A 22,828-nucleotide genomic window follows, 5' to 3' on the forward strand; every position below is an offset into this window, starting at 1 on the left:
CCTGCGGCATCGCCATGAGTACGCCGCAGACCTTCCTCATGGCCTCCCGGTCAGCAACGGCAAGCCGACCCAGGAGTTCCCCACCGGCTCCGCCGACGGGTGCGCACCGCGTCCTGCCCAGATCCACCAGGTTCGAGCAGGCGTCAAGTGGAGGGACGTAACAACGCCGGTTCCTCTCGTACTCCTCTCCATCTCGCTCACCGGACCCGCACCATCTGGTAGTACTGGCACGCCCCGGCTTTGTCAGGGCTGCTCCCACCCTCCCCGCCATCACCCGGATCAGGCTGCCCTCAACTACGCTGACCTGCTGCGACAGGCCACCGGCGGAGGTCTCCCACCTCCACTCGAATCACAGCGCCTCACGGCGCACGCCGTTAGCTGGACAGACCCCTTCTGGATCCCTTGAACCCGGCGTAGGCGTAGGAGCCGTCCCAGCGCTTGAGGACGCCGGAGACCGTGACCTTCTTACCCTTCTTCACCTTCGTCGGGGCGGCCTTGAACTTCGAGATGGAGATGTTCCGCTTGACGGAGATCTGGACCGTCTTCTTGGCGTCGGGGTTGTCGGACTCGTAGTCCGTGGCCTCGACGTCGACGTTCCAGGTGCCCGCTGCGTCGAAGTTGTAGATGTACTCGGAGCCGGTCCACAGACCGGTGCCCGCCTTCTTCAGGACGATGAACCCGGCGCCGCTGCCCTTGACGGGGGTGAGCGTGATCATCTCGGTTGCACTTGATTTCCGAACATGCAGGGAAAGGTCCGGAAGGTCGGGGCAGGTGCGACCGCCGCGAGTCGGCCCTCCATCCGCGTGACGGCTCAGCCCGGGGGCCGACGTGCCGCCCTCCTCCGAACGGAGGAGGGGCCGTACCAACGGAGCGGTCCACCCGGAAAGAAAGTACGAATTCCGCCGCCGCAAGTGCGATGCGGATTTCAGCAGATGTGTGGAAGTCAGGCCGGGCGCTGCTCGCCTACGCTTATCAATCGTTAGCCGGGATTTAATCCCGGTCCGAGAAAATCGCTGCTTGACGGAGTCGTCTGGACATGGACATGGTCACCGCTCGGAACCGGTCAGTGCACGACGAAAATGTTCTCGACCAACGGGAACTCCGTGGCGTATGCGGGCTCTTCGTGACCGGCGTCGCCGTCGTAACGAGTCAGGCGGGAGGTGTACCCGTGGGGGTGACCGTGAATTCATTCACGTCGGTCTCCCTCGACCCGCCCCTGGTCCTCTTCTGCATTCACCACAAGTCGCGGCTGTGGCCCGTGGTCAAGGAGGCGGAGGCCTTCGCCGTCAACATCCTCGCCGAGGACCAGGCGGACGTCTGCCAGGTCTTCGCCACCAAGGAGCACCCGCACTTCTCCATGGTCAGATCCCGCGCCGGCCGTACCGGCACGCCGATTCTCGATGACGCCCTCGGCTACCTCGAGTGCGCACTGCATCGGGTCATCGACGGCGGCGACCATCTGATCGTCATCGGCCGGGTCGTCGATCTCGGTATTCAGCGGGACGGCGGCCCGCTCACATTTTTCAGAAGCGGCCACCTGCGCCTAGAGATATGACCTGACTGCCCGGTGGAAGGAGAGCCGTGATGCGGTTTTCGATTCTCGGACACATGGAAGTCCACGACGGCGTGTCGCTCGTCGACGGCCCGAGTGCCAACAAGGTCCGCACCATATTGGCCACCCTTCTCGTCCGGACGAACACGGTCGTCTCCGTGGACACTCTGATCGAGGAGCTGTGGGGGGAGATCCCGCCGCGGAGCGCCCTGTGCGCACTGCGCGTGTACGTCTCCCAGCTGCGGAAGTTCCTCGCCGCGCACGACGGCACACCGCCGCGCTGCCGGCTCGTCACCCAGCCGCCCGGCTACCGGCTGGAGGTGGACGAAGGCGGTCTCGATGTCATCGACTTCGAGCAGCTCTGCGCAGCCGGCCGCAAGTCGTGGGCGGAGGGCTCGCTCGAACTCGCGGCCAAGTACTACCAGGAGGCCCTGTCCCTGCGGCGCGGGCCGATCCTGGGCGACCTCCGGATGGGGCCGGTGCTGGAGGGCGCGCGGCTACGGCTGGAGGAGACGTGGCTGGCGGCCCTCGAACGGCGCGTCGACGTGGACCTCCAGCAGGGGCGCCACCTCGACCTCGTCGGGGAGCTGCGCGAGCTGGTCAACGAGCATCCGCTCAACGAGCGGCTCGGCGCCCGGCTCATGATCGCGATGTACCGGTCCGGCCGTACCGGAGACGCGCTGCGGGCGTACCGGACCCTGCGGGACTCCCTCATCGAGCAGCTCGGCATCGAGCCCGGCCACGAGCTCCAGCTCGTCCAGCAGGCCGTCCTCGCCGCCGACAACGAGGCGCTCGCCCGGGCGGACCTGTGGACCCTCTGACCCGACTCGGCAATCACCTCCGAACCGGAAGGAAGACGCAATGCCCGTGACGACCGACGCGCACGTCGACCCGCTGAACATCATGCTGTCCGGCTGGTCGTTCATGAAGACCAAGATCCTGCTGGCCGCGATCGAGCTCGACGTGTTCACGCCGCTGTCCAAACGACCGCTGACCGAGCCGGAGCTGCGTGACGAGCTCGGCCTGCACCCGCGTGCCACCCGCGACTTCCTCGACACTCTCGTGGCGATGAACGTCCTGGAGCGGGACGAGGACGACCGCTACCGTGCGACGGCCGACGCCGAGCGGTACCTCGCCCAGGACCAGCGCACCTACCTGGGCAGCTTCCTCGGCATGACGGTGAACTTCCTGTCGCCCGCCTTCGACGGCCTGGTCGACACGCTCCGTACGGGCAAGGCGCACGGGGAGGACGAGAACGGCGAGGTCCCGTTCGCGCAGATCTGGCAGAACCCGATGGCCCTGCAGTTCTTCCTCACCGGCATGGACACGATGAACGGCACCATCGGCCCGGAGCTGGCGAAGGTGTTCGACTGGAGCCGGTACGAGTCGTTCGTCGACTGCGGCGGCGCGCGCGGCAACCTCGCCGCCGCGATCGCGCAGGCGCACCCCCACCTGCGCGGCGGCGTCTTCGACCTGCCGCCGGTCGAGGCGTTCTTCAAGCAGCTCGTGGCGGACCGTCAGGTCGCCGACCGGCTCGTCTTCCACCCGGGCGACTTCTTCGTGGACCCGCTCCCCGAGGCCGACGTCCTCATCTTCGGCAACGCCCTCCACGACTGGTCGGAGGAGCAGCGGAAGGAGCTGATCAAGAAGGCCTTCAACGCCGTACGGCCGGGCGGTGCGCTGCTGGTGTACGACCCCATGCTCGACACCGAGCGGCGGCGCCTGGACAACCTCCTGCTCAGCATGTACATGCTCACGTCGTCCCCTGGGGGCTGTGAGTACACCCCCGACGCCTGCGCGGACTGGATGCGGGAGGCCGGCTTCACGTCGATCACCTCGAAGCCGCTGCCGGCGAAGGAGACGGTGGTCATCGGCCACAAGGCCGCATAGCACCCCCGCCGCCGTCCGGGATCGAGATGCCGCCCCGGACGGCGGCGGCCGTATCGCGGTGGAAGGGCCTCCCGGATGTACCGGGAGGCCCTTCGGCCGTCAGAAGCCGTCCGTCTTCATCCGGTACAGGAGCGTGTCGGCGGCGGCGCGGTACCGGTCGTCCGGCCGCAGGACGTTCTCCCGCAGGCACGCCTCGGTGAGCTTGATCGTGTGCTCGTCCCCGAAGTCGACGGCGTTGTGCAGCAGCCATTCGGCGGATGGCGGCGTGTAGTCCGGGTCGGCCGCCGGAACGGCCGGCCCGCCGCTCGGGAACGTCTCCCACATGGCCGCCGCCGACCGGCGGACGATGTCGTACGCGCCCCGGTGCAGCGAGGGGGGAAGGTGGGGGAGGAAGAGCCGGAGCGCGGAGGGCGCGGTCACCGCGTGGACCAGGGGGATCGACGGCCGCGGCGCCCCCTCGGCGTACCGGCCGGCGGTGGCGGCGGTGAGGGCGCTGATCGAGGCGCCGATGTCCTCCTGGGCGGCCGGGATCAGCAGCAGGCTCTCCGCCGCGACCTTGGGGACCGGGGTGTACCGCGCCGCCCAGTAGCCGAGGCCCTGGGCGAGCTCGCGCAGCTGCAGCCGGCTCGGCTCCTGCGACGCGTCCAGGCTGCGTACGGCGTGGGCCGCGCGAATGAACCCGTGCGTGAGCATCCCGTACATCCCGGGCATCAGGCGCGGCCACCACTCGATGAGGACGTCGGTCCACGGCCGGAGACCCAGCTCGGCGTCGAACATGTCGACCCAGTCCAGGACCCGCCGGAAGTCGCCCAGCGCGCGATGCCACTCGTTCGGGTCGTCGGCGGCGATGGGGGAGCCGCCGTCCGGGGGGTCGAGATAGGCCCGCTGCCGCTTGTTGTCCTCGATCCAGGTGGCCACGATGTCCGCGCAGCCGATCGTCGACAGGGTCTCGGCGACCATGGGCGCGTGGTTCACGAAGCCCGGCCCGAACTCGAAGCCGACCCCGCGAAGCCGGTCGAGCGCGTCGTTGACCGCGTCGTTGTAGGTGACCTTGCTCATCTTGGACCTCCCTGGCTGATCTCCAACAACTTAGCATGCTAACTAAGTTTATGCCAAGGCTCGTGACCAGCAGGGTAAGGTGCGGTTCGCTCCACAGTCAGAGTCCTGTGGAAGGAGCGTGCCGCCCAACCGGGATTTCACCCATGCTTAAACAGGATCCGCGACACTGAGTGAGGCGGCTTCCTCGAGGAACGGAGAGGATTTCCGGTGTCCTGGCTCAAAGGTCGATGGCGAAGTCTGGGCCGTTTTCTCCGTGACGGCATGGTGTTCCTCGGAGCCGGATCCGGACTGACCGCGGTGCCGGCGGTGTACGCGGCCGAGCGGGAAGCGCGCAGGCGGCAGGCGGGCTCTCTCGCGGGGCCTGCGCCGCATCATCCGGAACGGCTTATCCCGGACATTCCGCCTAGCCCCGAGGAGCGAGACATCTGGGCTCAATTCGATCCTGTGGTGGGCTCGGAGACGGATCGTCCAGAGGCTCCGGGTCGGGAGTGAGCCCGATTTCGAACGCGTAGATCACGGCGTGTACGCGATTCCGCAACTGCAGTTTGGTCAGCATGTGCTGAATATGGGATTTCACGGTTCCCTCGCTGAGGGAGAGCCTCCGGGAGATCTCGGCGTTCGTATATCCCTGCACGATCTGCCGTAGGACGTCGAACTCTCGCGGCGTGAGCTCGGACAGCCTGTTCGCCGGGTCCTCGGGCGGCTCCGCGCGCGGCTGCTCACCGGACGCCGCAGGGCCGAACGCCGAGGCCAGGAAGAGGGAATAGCCGGCCGCCATCATGCGGATCGCCGTGCACAGGTGGTCGGTGCTGGACTGTTTGAGCAGCAGCCCCCGTGCGCCTTCATGCTGTGCTCGGAAGAAACGCGCTTCGGGCGCGTCGACGAGGATCAGAACCGCCGGCAGCCCATTGCCGAACGTCCGCGACAATGCACGCATCAACGCGTTCGGCTCGGTCCGCTCGGCCGCGCCGTTGACGATGATGACGTTCGGCCGCAGCATCTCCGTTTTGCGCACCGTGTCCGCGACGTCGGCCGACTCCCCGACGACCTCGAAATCCGGATATTCTCGGAGCGTTGCGACGAGGCCATGTCGGGTGATGATACGATCGTCCGCAACGAGAACGCGAATATCCGACATTTCTGCCCCAGGTTGCTGATCGACACTGGTGAACTCGCACCAAACCGCGATCCGGTTAGTCAACGCGAACGGTGCACTTCCAGGCTGAAGGTAGGCTATAACGCGATTTTTGCTCGTTGCGTGGCCTCATGTGGCCGACAGGGGAGTAATGCGCTTTGTCAGTGCCCAGTCTATGATGATCCGGGCCACTTCCTCAGGCGCCTCGAACTGCGGCACATGCCCGACTCCCTCGAGCTGGTGGTAGGTCCAGTCGGGGCGCACGCCGCGCAGGGAGTCGATGATTTCCGCCGGGACGACGCGATCCCGGGTGCCCCGCATGATGAGGGCCGGACCTCGATTCCGGCGACCATCGCCCGCAGGACCGCCGGCCGCCGGGTGTACTCCATGAGAGAGGCCAGCGCCGGGCCGAACCCGTCCTCGGCGCGGGACAGTGACGCCCGTTCGTGCGCGATGCGGGTGGCGGCGGAGAGCACCTCGGGCGGGATTCGGTCCGGCCGGGCGCAGCCGAGCCTGATGAGGTGCCGCAGCGTGGTGGCCGGCGGACGGTCACGCTGGGTGCGCAGCAGTGCGCTGACGGCGGACGGGCTCTGCAGGATCGTCCGCATCCCCGGGTCGGCCGGTCCCGCGAGGGGTACCCACGGGGCGCTGAGCGCGAGGCCCGCGACCGCGCGCGGACGCGCCGCGGCGACGCGTAGCGCGATGGTGGCGCCCATGGAGTTCCCGACGAGGAGCGCGGGCGGCGTTCCCAGCACGTCCATGAGGCGGCTCACGACGTCCTGGTTCGCTTCGAGCGACGAGTCGCGGCCCGCCAAGCGGGTGCGCCCGAACCCCGGCAGGTCCGGGCAGAGCACGCGGCCGATGCGGGTGAGCCGCGCCCCCACCCGCAGCCAGTTGGCGTGAGAACCACCCAGCCCGTGCAGCAGGATCACGGTCGGTCCGGTGCCGCCGAAGTCGGCCACGTGAACCGGACCGTCGATGTCGACCAGCCAGGAACGCACATCGGCTCCATCCATCGGACCGCCGCCGGGGGCACCGGCGGCGGGATCGGCACGGGGCCGGCGGGGTCAGGCCCAGCGCCGCTCTTTGGAGTACTTCGGGACCCACATCCGGCGGTACATCAGCCGCGCGGGCGCGGGCATCAGCTTGAGGATCGCGTCGGCGTCCTTGTCCGGCGCGCCGTCCAGGAGCCACGGGAAGAACTCCGCCGCGCCCTTGAGGCCGACCAGGTCGCGCATGTCCTTGGCGGTCTCCTGCCACTCGTCGGAGGTCAGCGTGACCGGGACGAGGGGCAGCGCGTCCTTCTCCTCATGGGTCAGGTGCCCGCTGAGCGCGTCGTCCAGCTCGGCGATCGCCTGCGCGAACCGCTCCTGGTCGGCGGTCCCGTCGGCGAGCGCAGCGTCGACCGCGGCCAGCAGCGGATCGATCCGGTCGTGTTCGGCCTCCATGGCGTCCAGGACGCCCAGGTCGTCCGGCTTGTCGCGCAGCCGGGCACGCATCCGGGGCCAGATGCTCTTGTCCTCGTTCGTGTGATGGTTGTGCAGCTGCAGCTTGAACAGGCTCCAGCCGTTCTGAACGGCCCGCCGGCGCTCGGGATCCTCGGCGCTGCGCTGCTCCACCGCGCGCCGCAGGTGTCCCAGGTCTCGCCGGAACGCGTTGTGGCTGACCAGCATCATCGTCATGTCGATGTCGTCAGAGCTCATGGGTTCTTCCCCGTTCGGCTGCGGACCGCTGTCCGCAACTAGATAGCAAGCTACGTAATCAAGCTAGTCCACCACAAGCGGATGTCAAGGGCGGTCGCGGCCCCCGTGCGGCCCCTCCGTATGTCTAATGCGACCTTAACTTCGGCTTTATCGATTTCCCGCACGATGGGCTCGTTAAGATTTCTCGCCGAAGGGAGGGCGTGATGGCGCGAACGCTCATCGTCGCCCGGATGAAACGGGAGAACTCGGACGCCGTACGGCAGGCCTTCGCGGAATCCGACGCCACGGAATTGCCGCATCTTCTCGGTGTCGTCGAGCGCCGTCTCTACCGATTCCACGATCTGTATTTCCACTGCATCGACAGCGACGAGGCGCTCGCCGCGCCGTTGGCCGAGGTGCGCGGCAATCCGCTGTGGACCGGCATCAACGAACGCCTTTCCCCTCTCGTGACCGCCTACGATCCGCCCACCTGGAAGAGCCCGAAAGACGCGATGGCGGAGGAGTTCTACCGCTGGTCCGCGTCCCGGTGAGCGACCGGGTGCCAAGGACGGGAACCAGGAGTCGTCATGACAGTGACCCGCGACACGGAGCCGGTGAACCGGCGTGCGCCGGGGCCGTCGGCCGCCTGGCTGATCGACCGGGTGGACGCGTTGGCCCTGCTCCGGCAGGAGATCTACCTGGGCCCGGAGCCCGGGGCCACCGAACGCCAGCACCGGCGCGGCAAGCTGACGGCCCGCGAGCGCGTCGAGCGGCTGTGCGACCCCGGATCGTTCACCGAGCTGGAGATGTTCCGCCGGCACCGGAGTACCGGATTCGGCCTGGAGAAACGGCGCCCGCACACGGACGGCGTCGTCACCGGATGGGGCACCATCGACGGCCGGAAGGTCTTTGTCTACGCCCACGATTTCCGCATCTTCGGCGGCTCTCTCGGTGAGGCGCACGCGGAGAAGATCCACAAGATCATGGATCTGGCCGAATCCGTGGGCGCGCCGTTGATCGGCCTCAACGACGGCGCCGGGGCGAGAATTCAGGAAGGGGTCACCGCGCTCGCCGGCTATGGCGGAATATTCCGGAGAAACGTCCGGGCCTCCGGAGTCATCCCGCAGATCAGCGTGATGCTCGGGCCGTGCGCCGGAGGCGCTTCCTATTCACCGGCGCTGACCGATTTCGTATTCATGGTGCGCGGCATCTCGTACATGTTCCTCACCGGGCCGGACGTGATCCAGGAGGTCACTGGGGAGGAGATCACGCAGGAGGGCCTAGGTGGCGCCGACGTCCACTCGACCGTGTCGGGCCTGGCGACGTTCGTCCACGACGACGAGGAATCCTGCTTCGAAGGGATCCGCGACCTGCTGTCCCTGCTCCCGCAGAACAACCGCGAGGAAGCGCAGAGCCACCGGCCCGCCGACCCCGTCGACCGGCGGTGCGACGCGCTCACCGAGATCGTCCCCGGGGAGCCGACCAAGCCGTACGACGCCCGCGCGGTCATCACCGAGATCGTTGACGACGGGGAGTTCCTCGAACTGCACGCCGACTGGGCGCGCAACGTCGTCTGCGCCCTCGCGCGGATGGGCGGGCGCACGGTCGGCATCGTGGCGAACCAGCCCGCGGTGCTCGCCGGCGTGCTCGACATCGAGGCCTCCGAGAAGGCCGCCCGCTTCGTACGGACCTGCGACGCCTTCAACATCCCGCTGATCACCCTCGTCGACGTCCCCGGCTTCCTGCCGGGGGTCGAACAGGAGCGCGGTGGGATCATCCGGCACGGCGCGAAGCTGCTGTACGCCTACTGCGAGGCGACGGTGCCGCGCATCCAGGTGATCCTGCGCAAGGCGTACGGCGGGGCGTACATCGTCATGGACTCCCGATCGATCGGCTGCGACCTGTCGTTCGCGTGGCCCACCAACGAGATCGCCGTCATGGGCGCCGAGGGCGCGGCCAACGTCATCCACCGGCGGCGCATCGCGGAGGCCGCCGACCCCGACGCGCTCCGGACGTCCCTGGTCGCCGAGTACAAGGAGCGCCTCATGCACCCGTACTACTCGGCCGAGCGCGGGCTGATCGACGACGTGATCGACCCCCGGGACACCCGGGCGGTCATCTGCCGCGGACTCGAGGTCCTGCGGTCGAAGCGCGAGTCCCTGCCCGTTCGCAAACACGGAAACCAGCCGCTGTGACCGGCGGACCACCGAAGGGAAGATCACTGATGACCACGGGCTGGGCGAAAATCGCCGCCGGTGACGTGACACCCAACCGCCGACGCGGCGGTGACCTGCGGACTCTCCTGAGCCCCGCGACCGTCGAGTCGACCTCCGGGTTCATGGGAGTGCTGACGCTGGACCCGGGCGAGAGCGTCAGCGAGCACTACCACCCCTACTCGGAGGAGTTCGTCTACCTCGCCCGCGGCCACCTGACCATCCGGCTCGACGGCCACCCGGTGCCGGTGTCCGTGGGTGAGGCCGTCTTCATCCCGAAGAACATGCGGCACCGCCTGGAGAACGACGGGGAGTGGCCGGCGCTCGTCGTCTTCCACCTGGGGCCGCTCGCGCCCCGTCCTGAGCTGGGCCACGTCGACACCGAGCCGTACCCCGAGCCCGCCGGAGACGCCCGATGACCGGGCGGCGGGCCGCCATCACCGGCATCGGGGTCGTCGCACCGGGCGGCGTCGGGACGAAGGCGTTCTGGGCGCTGCTCACCGAGGGCATGACCGCCACCCGTACCATCTCGCTGTTCGACCCGGCGGGCTTCCGCTCGCGCATCGCGGCGGAGTGCGACTTCGACCCGGCGGCCGAGGGGTTGTCGGCGGAGCAGATCGAGCGGACCGACCGCTGCGCGCAGTTCGCCGTGGTGTGCGCCCGGGAGGCGATCCAGGACAGCGAGCTCGACCTGGCGGCGGTGGACCCCGGCCGGATCGGCGTCAGCGTCGGCAGCGCGGTCGGCAACACGATCACTCTCGAGCGGGAGTACGTCGTGGTGAGCGACTCGGGCCGCCGGTGGGTGGTCGACCCGGACAAGGCCTCGCCCCACCTGTACCGCGCGCTGATCCCCAGCACGATCGCGACCGAGGTGGCGTGGGAGTGCGGGGCGGAGGGCCCCGCGAGCGTGATCTCGACCGGCTGCACGTCGGGTCTGGACGCCGTCGCGCACGGCGCGCAGCTCATCGAGGAGGGCACCGCCGACGTCGTCGTCGCCGGCGCGACAGACGCCCCGATCTCCCCGATCACGGTGGCGTGCTTCGACGCCATCAAGGCCACCTCGCCCAACAACGACGACCCCAAGCACGCCTCCCGGCCGTTCGACGCGAACCGCGACGGGTTCGTCCTCGGCGAGGGCGCGGCGGTGTTCGTCCTGGAGGACGCGGAGGCGGCGCGGCGGCGCGGGGCGCACGTCTACTGCGAGATCGCCGGGTACGCGCAGCGGAGCAACGCCTACCACATGACCGGCCTGACGCGGCACGGCTCGGAGATGGCCGAGGCCATCCGCGTGGCGATGGACCGGGCCGGCGTGGCGCCGGAGGACGTCGACTACGTCAACGCGCACGGCTCCGGCACCAAGCAGAACGACCGGCACGAGACCGCCGCGGTCAAGACCGCCCTGGGGCCGCGCGCGCACGAGATCCCGATGACCTCGATCAAGTCGATGATCGGGCATTCGCTCGGCGCCATCGGCGCCATCGAGATCGCGGCGTCGGCGCTGGCCATCGAGTACGGCATCGTGCCGCCCACCGCCAACCTCCGCGAGCAGGACCCGGAGCTGGACCTCGACTACGTGCCCCGCGTCGCGCGCCGGCACCGCAGCGACGTCGTGCTCAGCGTGGGCAGCGGGTTCGGCGGGTTCCAGACGGCCATGCTGCTCGCGCGGCCGGAGGCGGTGACCACCGGTGCGTGACCCGGGCGGCCGTGCCCTCGTCACCGGCCTGGCGGCGGTGGCCCCGAACGGCGCCGACACGAGGGAGTTCTGGGCGTCGACGCTGGCCGGGGTGAGCGGGCTGCGGCGGATCAGCCGGTTCAACGCCGAGGACTTCCCCGTACGGATCGCCGGCCTCGTCCCGCTGCGGGACGGCGAGGACTGCGAGCCGCGGCTGAACGTGCAGACCGACCGGTGGACCCAGCTGGCCCTGGTCGCCGGCGACCGGGCGCTCGCCGACGCCGGCCTCGTCCCGGCCGAGCTCCCGGCGTACGACATGGCGGTGATCACCGCGAGTTCTTCGGGCGGGAACGAGTTCGGGCAGCGGGAGATCCAGGCCCTCTGGAGCGAGGGCCCCCGGTCGGTCGGCCCGTTCCAGTCCATCGCGTGGTTCTACGCGGCCACCACCGGACAGCTGTCGATCAAGAACGGGATGAAGGGCCCGTGCGGGGTGCTCGTCACCGAGCAGGCCGGTGGTCTCGACGCCCTCGGGCAGGCCAGGCGCGCGCTGCGGCGCGACGCCGACGTGGTCCTCACCGGGGGCACCGAGGCGCCCGTCGGCCCGTACGCGCTGACCTGCCAGCTGACCTCCGGGCTGCTCAGCACCGTCGACGACCCGGCTCGCGCGTACCTGCCGTTCGACGTCGACGCCTGCGGCCACGTTCCCGGTGAGGGCGGCGCCATCCTCGTCGTCGAGAACGAGCAGCACGCGCGGGCGCGCGGCGCCCGCGTGTACGGCGAGGTCGCCGGGTACGCCGCGACCTTCGACCCGCGGCCCGGCTCCGGCCGGCCGCCCACACTCGCCCGCGCGATCGAGGGCGCGCTCGCCGACGCCGGAGTGGACGCCGCCGACGTCGACGTCGTCTTCGCCGACGGCGCGGGCGTCCCCGACCAGGACCGGCGCGAGGCCGAGGCCCTCACCTCGGTGTTCGGGCCGCGCGGGGTGCCGGTAACGGCGCCCAAGACCCTCTACGGACGCCTCTACGCCGGCGGCCCGCCGCTGGACGTGGTCGCCGCGCTGCTGGCGATCCGGGACGGCGTTATCCCGCCGACCTACGGCGGAACGCGCCTCGCCCCCGGCTGCGACATCGACCTGGTGCGCGAGACCAGGCACGCAACGGTCCGTACGGCCCTGCTCGTGGCCCGCGGATTCGACGGATTCAACGCCGCACTGGTGGTCCGGGCCGCCTGACCGGCCCGGACCCGACTCACCGCGAAGGGATACCGCACATGGCGACGACACCGACACTCACCGAACTCGGTGAACTCGTCCGCGCCTCCACGGGCGTGGAGATCGACATGGGGGAGGTGGAACGCCGGCCGACCGTCACCTTCGAGGAACTCGACGTGGACTCGCTCGGGCTGCTCAGCGTCATCGCCTCGCTCGAGAAACGGTACGGCGTCGCGCTCGGCGTCGACGTCGAGCAGTGCACGACCTTCCCCGACCTGATGACGGCGGTGGAGGAGGCCGTCGCCACCGCGGCCCCCGAGTCCACGGGGCACACCGACAACACGATCGTCATCAACGCGCCGTTCGACCTGGTGTGGGCCATGACGAACGACGTGCCGTCGTGGCCGACGCTGTTCAGCGAGTACGCCGAGGCGACCGTGCTGGAGCGCCGGGGCGACACGCTGCGGTTCCGCCTCTCGATGTACCCCGACGAGAACGGCACGGTCTGGAGCTGGGTCTCCGAGCGGACGCCGAACCGCGCCGGCCGGGCCGTGACCGCCCGCCGGGTGGAGACCGGGCCGTTCGAGTACATGAACATCCGCTGGACCTACCGCGACGTCGAGGACGGCGTCGAGATGCGCTGGGTCCAGGACTTCCACATGAAGCCGGACGCGCCCGTCGACGACGCGCAGATGACCGAGCGGATCAACGTCAACACCACCGTCCAGATGGCCCGGATCAAGGAGATCGTCGAGAAGGCGGCCCGCGACGTCCGGGTGGAGGTCCCGTGACCGGCGGGCAGCAGCCGTTCTTCAGCGTCGTCGCAGGGCGGCCCACCCCCGAGGAACTGGCGGCGCTGACGGCCGCGCTGCTGACGGTCACGCGCCGGGGGCGGGCCGAGCGGTCCGACGCCGTACGGCCCGTCCACTGGCGGCCCCAGGCTCCGCGAAGCGCGTCCTCCTGGCAGCGGCCCCGCGACGACTGGGCCGGCGTCGCGTAGCCGCACCCATCGCACCGAGGAGACGGAAGCACATGGACTTCGAGCTCAAGGGCAAGCACGCGATCCTCACCGGAGGAAGCCGCGGCATCGGGCGGGCGACGGTGCTCGCCCTCGCGCGGCAGGGCGTCACGGTCACCACCTGCCACGTCCGGGACAGCGACGACGTCGGCTCCCTCGCCGACGAGCTCACCGGGCTGGGCGCCGACCACCTCATCGTCCGCTGCGACGTCGCCGAAGAGGCGCAGGTCGAGCGGCTCGTCGACCAGGCGTACGAGCGCTTCGGCCCCGTCGACCTGCTCGTCAACAACGCCGGTGTCATCAGCCACCTGCCGCTGGACCACCTCGGTCCGGAGGAATGGCGGCGGGTGGTCGACACCAACCTCACCGGGATGTACCACACGATCAGGAAGGCGCTGCCGCGGTTCGCGCCGGGGGCGTCGGTCGTGAACATCACCTCGGCCGTCGCGCGGCACGGCATGCCGGCCGCCGCCCACTACGTGGCGTCCAAGGCGGCCGTGATGGGCCTGACCCGCGCGCTGTGCAAGGAGTTCGGTCCGCGCGGCGTCCGGATCAACGCGATCGCGTCCGGCCTGATCGAGACGGACCAGATGGGTGCCGTCAGCGACGAGGGGCGGGCGAAGTACCACGAAATGATCCCTCTGGGGCGCATCGGACGGCCCGAGGAGATCGCCCAGACCGTGCTGTTCCTGGCGAGCGGCGCGGCGTCGTACATCACCGGCGCGACCCTCGACGTCGACGGCGGCATCTAGAAGGGAGATCGGCATGGTGCGCACCGTGCTCAAGATGCGGGTCCGGGAGGGCTGCGAGCAGTCCTTCGAGGAGGTCTGGGCGCAGGCCGCGCCCGACATCAGCCGGTACCCCGGTCACCTCGGCCAGTTCCTCATGCGCGAGCAGGACGAGCCGAGGACCTACGTGATCATGGCGGACTGGGAGAGCGCCCGCCACCTCGACGACTTCGAGCACAGCCCGATCCGGCAGGCGCTCAGCGCGAAGCTGACGCCGTTGCGGGAGTTCGCCCAGAAAACGGTCCTCGACGGTGTGCGCGAGCTCGACGTGCGCGAGCTCGACACCGTCGGCGAGAACGGAAGGAGACGACAGTCATGACCGTCCGCATCATGGTCCACGCGACCATCAAGGAAGAGCACCGGCAGGCCTTCGAGGAGGCCTACCGCCAGGTGACCGCCACCGTCCGCGGCACCCCGGGGCACCTGCGCGACCAGCTGCTGCGGGACACCGACGACCCGGCCCGCTACACCCTCCTGGCCGAGTGGGAGAGCGAGGAGGCCTTCCGCCGCTGGGAAGACGACCCCGTGCACCGGCGGATGGCGGAGCCGATGTACCCCTACTGGGCCGACGGCGGGATCGTCCGCAAGATCTTCGACGTCCGCGCGACGCTCGACAGCCAGCCGGCCTGATCCGTACCCGGAGGGAAGCGATGCCTGGAGCGGGAGCCGATCGGGTGATCGTCGTGGGGGCCGGGATCGCCGGCCTGACGACGGCCATCGCGTTGCGCCGGGAAGGCGTGAAGGCCGAGGTGTTCGAACGGCGCGACGAGCCGAGCCGTCTGCTGACCGGCGGCGGCTTCATGCTCTGGCACAACGCGATCCTCGCGCTGCGCCGGATCGGCCTGGACGGCCGGGTCACCGCCGCGGGCGAACCGATCCGATTCCATGAGTTCCGGTCCGCCGGCGGGCGCCGTCTCGCCCGCTGGCGGATCGACCCGAAGACCGAGAGCTGCGGGGCCCCGGCCATCGCGCTGCGCCGCTCCGCGCTGAACACCATATTGATGGAGGAGGCGGGCGACGGCGTCCACCTCGGCGCCCGCCTCACCTCCTTCGAGCAGGACGACGACGGGGTCACCGCCTACTTCGAGGACGGCCGCAGCGTGCGCGGCGACGTCCTCATCGGCGCGGACGGGCTGCGCTCCACCGTCCGCGGCGCGCTGCGCCGCTGGCACGAGGCGCCGCCGCGTCACGCCGGGTACACCGCCTGGCAGGCCATCACCCGGCTGCCCGGCGAGGACCTGGTCCCGACCGGGACGTTCTTCAACCTGTGGGGCCGGGGCCTGCGCTTCCTGTACTGCCGGCTGAACGAGCACGAGGTCTACTGGGACGCCATCACGAGCGATCGGGTCCGCGACCGGTTCGACACCGTACGGTCCGGGCGGCGGGCCGTCCTCGCCGAGGGGTACCGCGACTGGCCGGCGCCGATCCCGCAGATCATCGAGTCGACCGGCGAGGACGCCATCCTGCCCATCGAGATCTTCGACCGGCCGCCGGGCGAGACCTGGGGCCACGGCCGGGTCACGCTCGTCGGCGACGCCGCGCACCCGATGACCCTCAACCTCAGCCAGGGCGCCGGACAGGGCATCGAGAGCGCGGTCGTCCTCGGCCGGACGCTGGCGGCGGGCGCGGACGACCCGGTCCGCGCGCTGCGGGCGTACGAGGAGGGCCGCCGCGCCCGGACCGCCGACATGGTGAACACCTCCTGGTGGATCGGCGCGATGGGACGCCCGCGCAGTGCGCTGGTGTGCGGCCTGCGCAACGCGTTCATGCGCGCGACCTTCGACACGTTCGCCTTCCGGCAGAGCTACTCGCTGATGCTCGACACGGACTTTTGAGCCGGGAGGACATGGCATGGTGCGCGCCGTACTGATCGGGCTGTTCCTGCTCGGCACCGGATCGCTGGCCGGCGTCCTGCTCGCCGTGGAGATGGCGATGGTGCCGATGCTGTGCGCGCTGCGCGGCGACCGCTGGGTCGAGGTGCACCGCCTGCTGGATCCGGGGTTCGATCCGCTGATGCCCCGGGTGAACCGCGTGGTGCTGGCGCTCGGCGTCGTGCTCGTCGTGGTGGCCGGCCCGGCCCCCGCGCGGGTCGCCTTCGGCCTCGCGGTCGCCGGCATCGTCGGTGTCGCCCTGGTCTCGGAGCTGCGCAACGTGCCGATGAACCGCCGGATCGACGCCTGGGCCGCCGACGGCCTGCCGGACGACTGGCCACGGCTGCGCGAGCGCTGGGCTCGCGCGAACCGCCTCCGGACGCTGTTCGCCGCCGCGGGGTTCGCCGCCGCCGTGTGCGGCGCGGCGTTCGCCTGGACCTGAGGCGTTCCCGGGACGCGGATCGTCGGGGCGCCCGGATATGGGCGTCCGCCGGGACGCGGGGGCCTGGATGTGAGCGTCCGCCGGGACGTGGAGGCCTGGATATGAGCGGCGGCCTGGAGATGAGGAGCCGAACGTGCGCAAGGTGCTGATCGCGAACCGGGGAGAGATCGCCGTACGAGTGGCGCGCGCCTGCCGCGACGCCGGGATCGCCAGTGTCGCGGTGTACGCCGACCAGGACCGCGAGGCCGTCCACCCGCGCCTCGCCGACGAGGCGTACGCGCTGGGCGGGTCCGCCGTCGCCGACACCTACCTGAACATCGAGCGGATCCTGGAGGTCGCCGCCCGCTCCGGAGCGGACGCCGTCCACCCCGGCTACGGCTTCCTCTCCGAGAGCGCCGAGTTCGCCGAGGCGGTCCTCGCCGCCGGGCTGACGTGGATCGGGCCGCCGCCCGCCGCGATGCGCGCTGTGGGGGACAAGCTCGCCGCGCGGGCCCTGGCCGGCCGGGTCGGCGCGCCGATGGTCGCCGGCTCGCCGGACGCCCTCGCCGACCCGGAGGCGGTGGCGGTCTTCGCCCGCGAGCACGGGCTGCCGGTCGCCATCAAGGCGGCCTTCGGCGGCGGCGGACGCGGCCTGAAGGTCGCCTGGACGCTCGAGGAGATCCCAGAGCTGTTCGCCTCGGCCACCCGGGAGGCGGTGACGGCGTTCGGGCGCGCGGAGTGCTTCGTCGAGCGGTACCTCGACCGGCCGCGCCACGTCGAGACCCAGTGCCTGGCCGACGTCCACGGCAACGTCGTCGTCGTGTCCACGCGCGACTGCACCCTGCAGCGGCGGCACCAGAAGCTGGTGGAGGAGGCGCCGGCGCCGTACCTCACCGCCGCGCAGACCGAGCGCCTGTACGCCGCCTCGAAGGCGATCCTGCGGGAGGCGGGCTACGTCGGCGCGGGGACCTGTGAGTTCCTCGTCGGCGCGGACGGCGCGATCAGCTTCCTGGAGGTCAACACCCGGCTCCAGGTCGAGCACCCGGTCAGCGAGGAGGTCACCGGCCTTGACCTCGTACGGGAACAGCTGCGCGTCGCGGCCGGCGAGGAGCTCGGCTACGACGACCCGCCGGTACGCGGGCACGCGATCGAGTTCCGGATCAACGCCGAGGACCCGGGCCGGAACTTCCTGCCCCAGCCAGGCCTCGTGACGCGCTGGGTCCCTCCGTCGGGGCCGGGCGTCCGGGTCGACTCCGGGGCGACGGAGGGCAGCACGGTCCCGCGCGAGTTCGACTCGATGCTCGCCAAGCTCATCGTGTCGGGCCGGGACCGGGCCCAGGCCCTCGAGCGCGCCCGCCGCGCGCTGGCCGAGTTCGAGGTGGACGGCCTGGCGACGGTGCTGCCGTTCCACCGGGCGGTCGCCGGGGAGCCGGCCTTCACCGACGCGCCGTTCCGCGTGCACACGCGCTGGATCGAAGAGGAGTTCGCCGGGCGGATCCCGGCCCGGCCCGCGCCGGACGCCGAGGACCTGCCCGAGCCGCCGGGACGGGAACACCTCACTATCGAGGTGGACGGACGCCGCTTCGAGATCGTCGTCCCCGAGCTCGCCATGGCCGCCGCGCCGGTGGCCGCGCGCCGCCCGCTGCGGAGCGTGGGGCCCCGCGGCGGCGCCACGGTCCGGGCGGTCGGGGCGCCGGCCGGGAACGACCTGCTGAGCCCGATGCAGGGCTCCGTCGTGAAGGTGGCGGTGGCCGAGGGCGACCGCGTCGAGGCGGGCGACCTCGTGCTGGTCATCGAGGCGATGAAGATGGAGCAGCCGGTGCCCGCGCACCGTACCGGCGTCGTCCGTGACCTGGCGGCGACCGCGGGCGACGCCCTGTCCGCCGGCACCCTCATCTGCCGCATCACCGACGAGTGATTCGGGACGAGCGGAGCCGCCGTACCCGCCGGTCGCCGTACCCGCCGGTCGCCGTACCTGCCGGTCGCCGTACCCGCCGGGCGGCGTGGACCAGGGCGGTGGCCGGCCGGGGAACCGGCCGGCCACCGTCACGGTCAGCTGTGCACGGGGGTGTGGCGGCGGGCGGGGGAGAAGGTCTCGACGTTGCCGATGACCCGGCTCAGGTATCCCACGAACTGCTCGATCTCCTCGGGGGAGAAGCCGTCGAGGACGTGCTCGCCGCTCGCGCTGACCACGGCGGACAGCCGTTCGAACGTCTGCCGGCCCGCGTCGGTCATGTCGACGATGGCGGCTCGGCGGTCGGAGCTGGTGCGGCGGCGCACGATCAGGCCCTCGGCCTCCATGCGCGCCAGGTGCCGGGTCAGCGTGGGCCCCTCGACGCCCAGCATGTCGGCGAGCTCCCGCTGGATCAGCGGGCCCTTCGCCTTCAGCGCGAACAGCGCCGTCCAGACGGCGAAGCTCGAACCGGCGGTCGCCAGGTGCTGCTCCATGTAGCCGCGCGCGGCCTTCGCCGCGAAGTTCAGCTGGCGGCCCAGGGTGTGCCTGGCGCCGGTGGCCATGTCTTCGTCGTCTCGCATCTCTCAACTCCCGCGTTAACGCCCGATGTCGATTCTCGTCCATCGCCGCCGGCCCTCGGTACCGGCCTTGACGCGCCCCAACAAACTAGTTAGCTTGCTAAGTAGTTTACCTCAGAAACTCACTCGACGGGAGAACCGCCGTGGTAGCCGGTGAATCCGCGCTGAGCACCGACTCGGCGCGCAGAGCCTCAGAGCCGGGGCCGATGGACGCGAAGGCGTGGATCGGCCTCATCGTCATCCTTCTCGCAGCCTTCATGGAACTGCTGGACGTCAGCGTCGTCAGCGTCGCCATCCCGGCGATCCAGAAGGACATCGACGCGACGTACGCCCAGATCCAGTGGACCCTCGCGGGCTATCAGCTCGCCTTCGCCGCCGGGATGATCACCGGGGGCCGCCTCGGTGACATCTTCGGGCGCAAACGAATGTTCATGACGGGCGTGGTGGCGTTCACCGCGGCGTCGCTGCTGTGCGGGCTGGCGAACAGTCCGGACATGCTCATCGCGTCCCGGGTGATCCAGGGACTCGCGGCGTCCGTGATGTTCCCGCAGGTCCTCGCGATCATGCACGTCTCCTTCCCGGAGGACAAGCGCGCCGCGGTCTTCGGCGCGTTCGGCGCGATGGCCGGCCTCTCCGGCATCGCCGGCCCGCTGCTCGGCGGCGTCCTCGTGGACGCCAACCTCTTCGGCTGGGACTGGCGGACGATCTTCCTCATCAACCTTCCGGTCGGGGTCATCGCGGTGGCGCTCGCGCCCTCGCTCGTCAAGGAGTCGCGCGCGACCGAACGGGTCCGGCTCGACCTGCTCGGCGTGCTGCTCGTCACGGCTGCGGTCGTCCTGCTGGTGTACCCGGTGATCCAGGGCCGCGACGCCGGCTGGCCCGCGTGGACGTGGATCTCCATGGTCGCCTCGATCCCGGTCTTCGTCGCCTTCGTCCTCTGGCAGCAGTTCAGGAAGCGGAGGACCGGCAGCCCGCTGATCGAGTTGCGGCTCTTCCGGCAGCGCGCTTTCAGCGCGGGACTCTTCGTCAGCCTGCTGTTCTGGACCGCGATCGCCTCGGTCTTCCTCGTCCTGACGATCTTCCTGCAGGCGGGGTGGAACTACACGCCGCTGCACACCGGCCTGACCTTCCTCCCGCTCGCCGGCGCCTCGTTCGTCGGCTCCGGGCTCGCCGTACGGCTCGCGCCGAAGATCGGCCGTATGGTCGTCCAGCTCGGCTGCCTGATCTGCATCGCCGGGATCGCGTGGCTCATGGTCACGGTGCACGACAAGACCGCCGACCTCACGACGGGCCGGCTCGCGCCGTCGTTCGTGGTGTTCGGCATCGGGCTCGGCCTGCTGATCGCGACCCTCAACGACCTCATCCTCACCGGCGTGCGCAACGACGACACCGGCTCGGCCACCGGCGTCCTGAACACCGCCGGTCAGGTCGCGGGCGCCGTCGGCGTCGCCGTGATCGGCCTGATCTTCTTCGGTCAGCTCGCGAACCGGTCGGACGAGGCCGTGGCGGCCGGCGTGCCCAAGCTGCGCCAGGAGCTGCAGACGGCAGGCGTGCCCGCGCAGGCGATCGACGGGGTCGTGAGCGGCTTCAAGGTCTGCTACCACGACGTCGCCCACGCCAAGGACCCGACCCAGACCCCGCCGAGCTGCGGAAAGATGGCCGCCGGGCTCGACCCGCAGGCGATGGGCGCCGTACAGGCGTCGGTGGAGAAGGTACGACCGATAGTGCAGCGGCGGGACTTCTCCGACTCCCTCGTGCCGAGCCTGTACTACCAGATGGCGGTGTTCGCCGGGACGTTCCTGCTCGTCTTCTTCCTGCCTCGCCGGACCAGCGGCGAGATGCACGGTCACTGAGAGGGAGGCCGTCCCATGACCGAGACGTACAGCCCGCCGTTCGCGGGCAAGGTCGCGCTGGTCACCGGCGCGAGCAGCGGCATCGGCGCGGCCACCGCGCGGCTGCTCGCGGCGCGCGGTGCCGCCGTGGCCGTCAACTACCACCAGTCGAAGGACCGCGCCGAGGAACTCGCCGAGGAGCTCGTGACGGCGGGCGCCCGGGCGATGGCCGTCCAGGCGGACGTGACCGACGAGGCGCAGACCAGGTCCATGGTGGAGGAGACCGAGGCGCGCCTCGGCCCGCTCGACGTCCTGGTCCTCAACGCCGCGGGCGTCCGCGGCCACGAGGCACGGATCGCGCCGACGGTCGACCTCGCCTGGGAGGACGTCGCCTTCGTCGCGGAACGCCAGCTGAAGGCGATCTTCCATCCGGTCAAGGCGGCGCTGCCCGGGTTCCTCGAACGGGGGAGCGGGTCCATCGTGATGGTGGGGGCCGCGCTGGCCCGCCGCCAGGCCGCCGGCTTCCTCGCGCTGGCGCTCGCCAAGTCCGGCGTCGAGGCGGCGGTCAAGACGCTCGCCCGCGAGGTCGGCCCCCGGGGCATCCGGGTGAACGGAGTGGGCCCGGGACTGATCCTCAGCCCGATCAGCGCGCGGATGCCGGAGGCGGCGCGGCGCGCGGCGGCCGAACGCGCCGCCCTGCGGCGCAACGGCACCCCCGAGGACGTCGCCGAGGTGATCGCCTTCCTGGCGTCGGACCACGCGTCGTACCTCACCGGCGAGTACATGCTCGTCGACGGGGGCACCGCGATGATTCTGAGGCGTCCGGGCGGCCGGTCGGAGGTGAGCGGGGTCCGACACAGTGGCGGGCCCCGGGGGAGGGGCCGGCCGTCCGGGCGGCCGCCGGAGCGGACGAGACGGGTGCCACCGTCGTCCGCGCCGGCGGCGGGGCGAAAAGGCCGGGGCGTGACCGCCCCGGCCTTTTCGTATTTCCCCGTTCCGGAGCTCACCGGAGGGCCACCTATTTCTCCCCTAATCAAGAATTAATCGCTGCTCGCCATGATATGGGCAATGCCGAAACGGGAGCTGCCCATGACCTCCATTTTCGATCAGTTCGAGCGGCGTGAAACGGGATTCGACGACGTCGACAAGACCTCTATCAGCGGCGCCTTTCCGGAATACCTGGAACGCATGGCCACAGATCTGGCCGCCGTCAAACGCGCCCTGCACCGGCTGCTCGACCCCCGGCCCGGGCAGCGGATCCTGGACGTGGGCTGCGGCACCGGCGTGGACGTCCTCGCCGTCGCCGAGCACGTGGGTCCCGACGGCTACGTCGTCGGGATGGACAACAGCACGGTGATGGTCGACGCGGCGCGCAAGCAGGCCGCCGAGCGCGGCCTGCCGGCCGAGTTCGTCGTCGGGGACGCCCACGAGCCCGCCTTCCCGGACGACACCTTCGACAGCACCCGGTCGGAGCGGGTCCTGCAGCACGTGGCCGATCCCTCCCGCGTCGTGGCCGAGCTCGTCCGCGTGACCAAGCCGGGCGGAACGGTGCTGGTCGCGGACCTCGACCACGGCATGTGGGCGCCCGACGCCGAGGACCGGGAGACGACCCGTACCGTCCTGGCGCACTGGTTCGACTACATCGCCAACCCGTGGGTCGCCCGGCAGGGACCCCGGCTCCTCCGGGCCGCCGGCGTCAAGGACGTCCAGGTGACCGTCCTGCCCGTGGTGATGACCGCCCTCGAGGCCGCCGACGCCATGACGGGGCTCGGCCGCGCGGCCAAGCTGCTCGCGGCCGAAGGGGCCATCTCCGCCGAGCAGGCGCAGGCCTGGGACGACGACCTTCGCCGCCGTCAGGAGGAGGGCCTCTTCTTCATGTGCGGCGCGATGCTCGTCGCCTACGGCCGGGTCTGACGCCCCATTTCCGACACAGTCTCAGAAGGGAGATGAGCT

General features: G+C 70.6%; 26 protein-coding genes and 1 pseudogene. 20 read left to right on the forward strand and 7 right to left on the reverse strand.

Annotated elements, in window-relative coordinates; genetic code table 11:
• Window positions 1–374: 374 nt before the first annotated feature.
• The gene (locus ACYVF7_RS20040; protein ID WP_460342558.1) at window positions 375–716 is read right to left on the reverse strand and encodes a hypothetical protein; all 342 of its coding nucleotides are present in this window, start codon (window positions 714–716) and stop codon (window positions 375–377) included.
• 326 nt (window positions 717–1,042) lie between these two features.
• On the opposite strand from ACYVF7_RS20040, the gene ACYVF7_RS20045 reads away from it, so the two are divergent.
• From ACYVF7_RS20045 to ACYVF7_RS20055, 3 genes are read left to right on the forward strand one after another with little or no spacing between them, the layout of a single operon-like run.
• Entirely contained in the window at window positions 1,043–1,555 is a 513-nt protein-coding gene (locus ACYVF7_RS20045; protein WP_460358008.1) for a flavin reductase family protein, read from the forward strand.
• 29 nt (window positions 1,556–1,584) lie between these two features.
• Window positions 1,585–2,373 (forward strand): AfsR/SARP family transcriptional regulator, encoded by a 789-nt coding sequence (locus ACYVF7_RS20050; RefSeq protein ID WP_460342561.1) that lies wholly within the window; start codon window positions 1,585–1,587, stop codon window positions 2,371–2,373.
• A 40-nt stretch (window positions 2,374–2,413) separates the two neighbouring features.
• Window positions 2,414–3,442, forward strand: coding sequence for a methyltransferase (locus ACYVF7_RS20055; protein ID WP_460342564.1), 1,029 nt, complete (start codon window positions 2,414–2,416; stop codon window positions 3,440–3,442).
• A gap of 99 nt (window positions 3,443–3,541) precedes the next feature.
• Here ACYVF7_RS20055 and ACYVF7_RS20060 read toward each other — a convergent pair whose 3' ends face one another.
• Entirely contained in the window at window positions 3,542–4,501 is a 960-nt protein-coding gene (locus tag ACYVF7_RS20060; RefSeq protein ID WP_460342567.1) for a hypothetical protein, read from the reverse strand.
• Window positions 4,502–4,762: 261 nt separating this feature from the next.
• Here ACYVF7_RS20060 and ACYVF7_RS20065 point away from each other — a divergent pair, with 261 nt between their 5' ends.
• A complete protein-coding gene (locus tag ACYVF7_RS20065) occupies window positions 4,763–4,993 on the forward strand; it encodes a DUF6059 family protein (protein ID WP_460358011.1) in 231 nt (76 codons plus the stop codon).
• On the opposite strand, the gene ACYVF7_RS20070 is transcribed toward ACYVF7_RS20065, so the two are convergent.
• The 4 genes and pseudogenes from ACYVF7_RS20070 to ACYVF7_RS20085 all read right to left on the reverse strand — a co-directional run bounded on the left by ACYVF7_RS20070 (window position 4,905) and on the right by ACYVF7_RS20085 (window position 7,339).
• Window positions 4,905–5,639 (reverse strand): response regulator transcription factor, encoded by a 735-nt coding sequence (locus tag ACYVF7_RS20070; protein ID WP_460342570.1) that lies wholly within the window; start codon window positions 5,637–5,639, stop codon window positions 4,905–4,907. The genes ACYVF7_RS20065 and ACYVF7_RS20070 overlap by 89 nt on opposite strands.
• Window positions 5,640–5,765: 126 nt before the next feature.
• On the reverse strand, window positions 5,766–6,143 hold the full coding sequence (locus tag ACYVF7_RS20075) for an alpha/beta fold hydrolase (protein ID WP_460358013.1): 378 nt from the start codon (window positions 6,141–6,143) through the stop codon (window positions 5,766–5,768).
• Window positions 6,083–6,652: pseudogene (locus ACYVF7_RS20080) on the reverse strand (alpha/beta fold hydrolase); the annotation flags it as partial. The pseudogene ACYVF7_RS20080 and the gene ACYVF7_RS20075, both read right to left, overlap by 61 nt.
• A gap of 51 nt (window positions 6,653–6,703) precedes the next feature.
• The gene (locus ACYVF7_RS20085) at window positions 6,704–7,339 is read right to left on the reverse strand and encodes a hemerythrin domain-containing protein (protein ID WP_460342573.1); all 636 of its coding nucleotides are present in this window, start codon (window positions 7,337–7,339) and stop codon (window positions 6,704–6,706) included.
• 203 nt (window positions 7,340–7,542) lie between these two features.
• On the opposite strand from ACYVF7_RS20085, the gene ACYVF7_RS20090 reads away from it, so the two are divergent.
• The 13 genes from ACYVF7_RS20090 to ACYVF7_RS20150 all read left to right on the forward strand — a co-directional run bounded on the left by ACYVF7_RS20090 (window position 7,543) and on the right by ACYVF7_RS20150 (window position 18,429).
• On the forward strand, window positions 7,543–7,869 hold the full coding sequence (locus ACYVF7_RS20090) for a TcmI family type II polyketide cyclase (RefSeq protein ID WP_460342576.1): 327 nt from the start codon (window positions 7,543–7,545) through the stop codon (window positions 7,867–7,869).
• A gap of 36 nt (window positions 7,870–7,905) precedes the next feature.
• Window positions 7,906–9,513, forward strand: coding sequence for an acyl-CoA carboxylase subunit beta (locus ACYVF7_RS20095; RefSeq protein WP_460342579.1), 1,608 nt, complete (start codon window positions 7,906–7,908; stop codon window positions 9,511–9,513).
• Between the two features lie 29 nt (window positions 9,514–9,542).
• Window positions 9,543–9,950, forward strand: coding sequence for a cupin domain-containing protein (locus tag ACYVF7_RS20100; protein WP_460342582.1), 408 nt, complete (start codon window positions 9,543–9,545; stop codon window positions 9,948–9,950).
• Entirely contained in the window at window positions 9,947–11,224 is a 1,278-nt protein-coding gene (locus ACYVF7_RS20105) for a beta-ketoacyl-[acyl-carrier-protein] synthase family protein (protein WP_460342585.1), read from the forward strand. Before ACYVF7_RS20100 ends, ACYVF7_RS20105 begins: the two co-directional genes overlap by 4 nt.
• Window positions 11,217–12,434: a ketosynthase chain-length factor gene (locus ACYVF7_RS20110; protein WP_460342588.1), complete on the forward strand. Its 1,218-nt coding sequence runs from the start codon at window positions 11,217–11,219 to the stop codon at window positions 12,432–12,434. The genes ACYVF7_RS20105 and ACYVF7_RS20110 overlap by 8 nt, the downstream gene beginning before the upstream one ends.
• A 38-nt stretch (window positions 12,435–12,472) precedes the next feature.
• The gene (locus ACYVF7_RS20115; protein WP_460342591.1) at window positions 12,473–13,204 is read left to right on the forward strand and encodes an SRPBCC family protein; all 732 of its coding nucleotides are present in this window, start codon (window positions 12,473–12,475) and stop codon (window positions 13,202–13,204) included.
• The gene (locus ACYVF7_RS20120; protein ID WP_460342594.1) at window positions 13,201–13,413 is read left to right on the forward strand and encodes an acyl-CoA carboxylase epsilon subunit; all 213 of its coding nucleotides are present in this window, start codon (window positions 13,201–13,203) and stop codon (window positions 13,411–13,413) included. Before ACYVF7_RS20115 ends, ACYVF7_RS20120 begins: the two co-directional genes overlap by 4 nt.
• Before the next feature lie 32 nt (window positions 13,414–13,445).
• Window positions 13,446–14,183: an SDR family NAD(P)-dependent oxidoreductase gene (locus ACYVF7_RS20125; protein ID WP_460342596.1), complete on the forward strand. Its 738-nt coding sequence runs from the start codon at window positions 13,446–13,448 to the stop codon at window positions 14,181–14,183.
• A 13-nt stretch (window positions 14,184–14,196) separates the two neighbouring features.
• Complete coding sequence (locus tag ACYVF7_RS20130) at window positions 14,197–14,538, forward strand: antibiotic biosynthesis monooxygenase family protein (RefSeq protein ID WP_460342599.1); 342 nt, start codon at window positions 14,197–14,199, stop codon at window positions 14,536–14,538.
• Window positions 14,535–14,849: an antibiotic biosynthesis monooxygenase family protein gene (locus ACYVF7_RS20135; protein WP_460342602.1), complete on the forward strand. Its 315-nt coding sequence runs from the start codon at window positions 14,535–14,537 to the stop codon at window positions 14,847–14,849. Before ACYVF7_RS20130 ends, ACYVF7_RS20135 begins: the two co-directional genes overlap by 4 nt.
• A gap of 20 nt (window positions 14,850–14,869) precedes the next feature.
• Entirely contained in the window at window positions 14,870–16,054 is a 1,185-nt protein-coding gene (locus tag ACYVF7_RS20140; protein WP_460342604.1) for an FAD-dependent oxidoreductase, read from the forward strand.
• Window positions 16,055–16,070: 16 nt separating this feature from the next.
• Window positions 16,071–16,532, forward strand: a complete 462-nt coding sequence (locus tag ACYVF7_RS20145; RefSeq protein WP_460342607.1) for an anthrone oxygenase family protein — start codon at window positions 16,071–16,073, stop codon at window positions 16,530–16,532.
• 133 nt (window positions 16,533–16,665) lie between these two features.
• Complete coding sequence (locus tag ACYVF7_RS20150) at window positions 16,666–18,429, forward strand: acetyl/propionyl/methylcrotonyl-CoA carboxylase subunit alpha (protein WP_460342611.1); 1,764 nt, start codon at window positions 16,666–16,668, stop codon at window positions 18,427–18,429.
• A gap of 134 nt (window positions 18,430–18,563) precedes the next feature.
• On the opposite strand, the gene ACYVF7_RS20155 is transcribed toward ACYVF7_RS20150, so the two are convergent.
• Complete coding sequence (locus ACYVF7_RS20155) at window positions 18,564–19,046, reverse strand: MarR family winged helix-turn-helix transcriptional regulator (protein WP_460342614.1); 483 nt, start codon at window positions 19,044–19,046, stop codon at window positions 18,564–18,566.
• 140 nt (window positions 19,047–19,186) lie between these two features.
• Here ACYVF7_RS20155 and ACYVF7_RS20160 point away from each other — a divergent pair, with 140 nt between their 5' ends.
• From ACYVF7_RS20160 to ACYVF7_RS20170, 3 genes are read left to right on the forward strand one after another with little or no spacing between them, the layout of a single operon-like run.
• Window positions 19,187–20,896, forward strand: a complete 1,710-nt coding sequence (locus tag ACYVF7_RS20160; protein ID WP_460342616.1) for an MFS transporter — start codon at window positions 19,187–19,189, stop codon at window positions 20,894–20,896.
• Between the two features lie 15 nt (window positions 20,897–20,911).
• On the forward strand, window positions 20,912–21,919 hold the full coding sequence (locus ACYVF7_RS20165) for an SDR family NAD(P)-dependent oxidoreductase (RefSeq protein ID WP_460342619.1): 1,008 nt from the start codon (window positions 20,912–20,914) through the stop codon (window positions 21,917–21,919).
• 45 nt (window positions 21,920–21,964) lie between these two features.
• Window positions 21,965–22,789, forward strand: coding sequence for a methyltransferase domain-containing protein (locus tag ACYVF7_RS20170; RefSeq protein ID WP_460342622.1), 825 nt, complete (start codon window positions 21,965–21,967; stop codon window positions 22,787–22,789).
• Window positions 22,790–22,828: the final 39 nt, after the last annotated feature.

It is taken from the genome of Actinoallomurus acanthiterrae, assembly GCF_054775715.1.

What these genes read in the sequence shown, in the direction of transcription:
- ACYVF7_RS20040 (WP_460342558.1), bottom strand. Translation starts at nt 716, where the DNA reads ATGATCACGCTCACCCCCGTCAAGGGCAGCGGCGCCGGGTTCATCGTC.
- ACYVF7_RS20045 (WP_460358008.1), top strand. Translation starts at nt 1,043, where the DNA reads ATGGTCACCGCTCGGAACCGGTCAGTGCACGACGAAAATGTTCTCGAC.
- ACYVF7_RS20050 (WP_460342561.1), top strand. Translation starts at nt 1,585, where the DNA reads ATGCGGTTTTCGATTCTCGGACACATGGAAGTCCACGACGGCGTGTCG.
- ACYVF7_RS20055 (WP_460342564.1), top strand. Translation starts at nt 2,414, where the DNA reads ATGCCCGTGACGACCGACGCGCACGTCGACCCGCTGAACATCATGCTG.
- ACYVF7_RS20060 (WP_460342567.1), bottom strand. Translation starts at nt 4,501, where the DNA reads ATGAGCAAGGTCACCTACAACGACGCGGTCAACGACGCGCTCGACCGG.
- ACYVF7_RS20065 (WP_460358011.1), top strand. Translation starts at nt 4,763, where the DNA reads ATGGTGTTCCTCGGAGCCGGATCCGGACTGACCGCGGTGCCGGCGGTG.
- ACYVF7_RS20070 (WP_460342570.1), bottom strand. Translation starts at nt 5,639, where the DNA reads ATGTCGGATATTCGCGTTCTCGTTGCGGACGATCGTATCATCACCCGA.
- ACYVF7_RS20085 (WP_460342573.1), bottom strand. Translation starts at nt 7,339, where the DNA reads ATGAGCTCTGACGACATCGACATGACGATGATGCTGGTCAGCCACAAC.
- ACYVF7_RS20090 (WP_460342576.1), top strand. Translation starts at nt 7,543, where the DNA reads ATGGCGCGAACGCTCATCGTCGCCCGGATGAAACGGGAGAACTCGGAC.
- ACYVF7_RS20095 (WP_460342579.1), top strand. Translation starts at nt 7,906, where the DNA reads ATGACAGTGACCCGCGACACGGAGCCGGTGAACCGGCGTGCGCCGGGG.
- ACYVF7_RS20100 (WP_460342582.1), top strand. Translation starts at nt 9,543, where the DNA reads ATGACCACGGGCTGGGCGAAAATCGCCGCCGGTGACGTGACACCCAAC.
- ACYVF7_RS20105 (WP_460342585.1), top strand. Translation starts at nt 9,947, where the DNA reads ATGACCGGGCGGCGGGCCGCCATCACCGGCATCGGGGTCGTCGCACCG.
- ACYVF7_RS20115 (WP_460342591.1), top strand. Translation starts at nt 12,473, where the DNA reads ATGGCGACGACACCGACACTCACCGAACTCGGTGAACTCGTCCGCGCC.
- ACYVF7_RS20125 (WP_460342596.1), top strand. Translation starts at nt 13,446, where the DNA reads ATGGACTTCGAGCTCAAGGGCAAGCACGCGATCCTCACCGGAGGAAGC.
- ACYVF7_RS20130 (WP_460342599.1), top strand. Translation starts at nt 14,197, where the DNA reads ATGGTGCGCACCGTGCTCAAGATGCGGGTCCGGGAGGGCTGCGAGCAG.
- ACYVF7_RS20135 (WP_460342602.1), top strand. Translation starts at nt 14,535, where the DNA reads ATGACCGTCCGCATCATGGTCCACGCGACCATCAAGGAAGAGCACCGG.
- ACYVF7_RS20140 (WP_460342604.1), top strand. Translation starts at nt 14,870, where the DNA reads ATGCCTGGAGCGGGAGCCGATCGGGTGATCGTCGTGGGGGCCGGGATC.
- ACYVF7_RS20145 (WP_460342607.1), top strand. Translation starts at nt 16,071, where the DNA reads ATGGTGCGCGCCGTACTGATCGGGCTGTTCCTGCTCGGCACCGGATCG.
- ACYVF7_RS20155 (WP_460342614.1), bottom strand. Translation starts at nt 19,046, where the DNA reads ATGCGAGACGACGAAGACATGGCCACCGGCGCCAGGCACACCCTGGGC.
- ACYVF7_RS20165 (WP_460342619.1), top strand. Translation starts at nt 20,912, where the DNA reads ATGACCGAGACGTACAGCCCGCCGTTCGCGGGCAAGGTCGCGCTGGTC.
- ACYVF7_RS20170 (WP_460342622.1), top strand. Translation starts at nt 21,965, where the DNA reads ATGACCTCCATTTTCGATCAGTTCGAGCGGCGTGAAACGGGATTCGAC.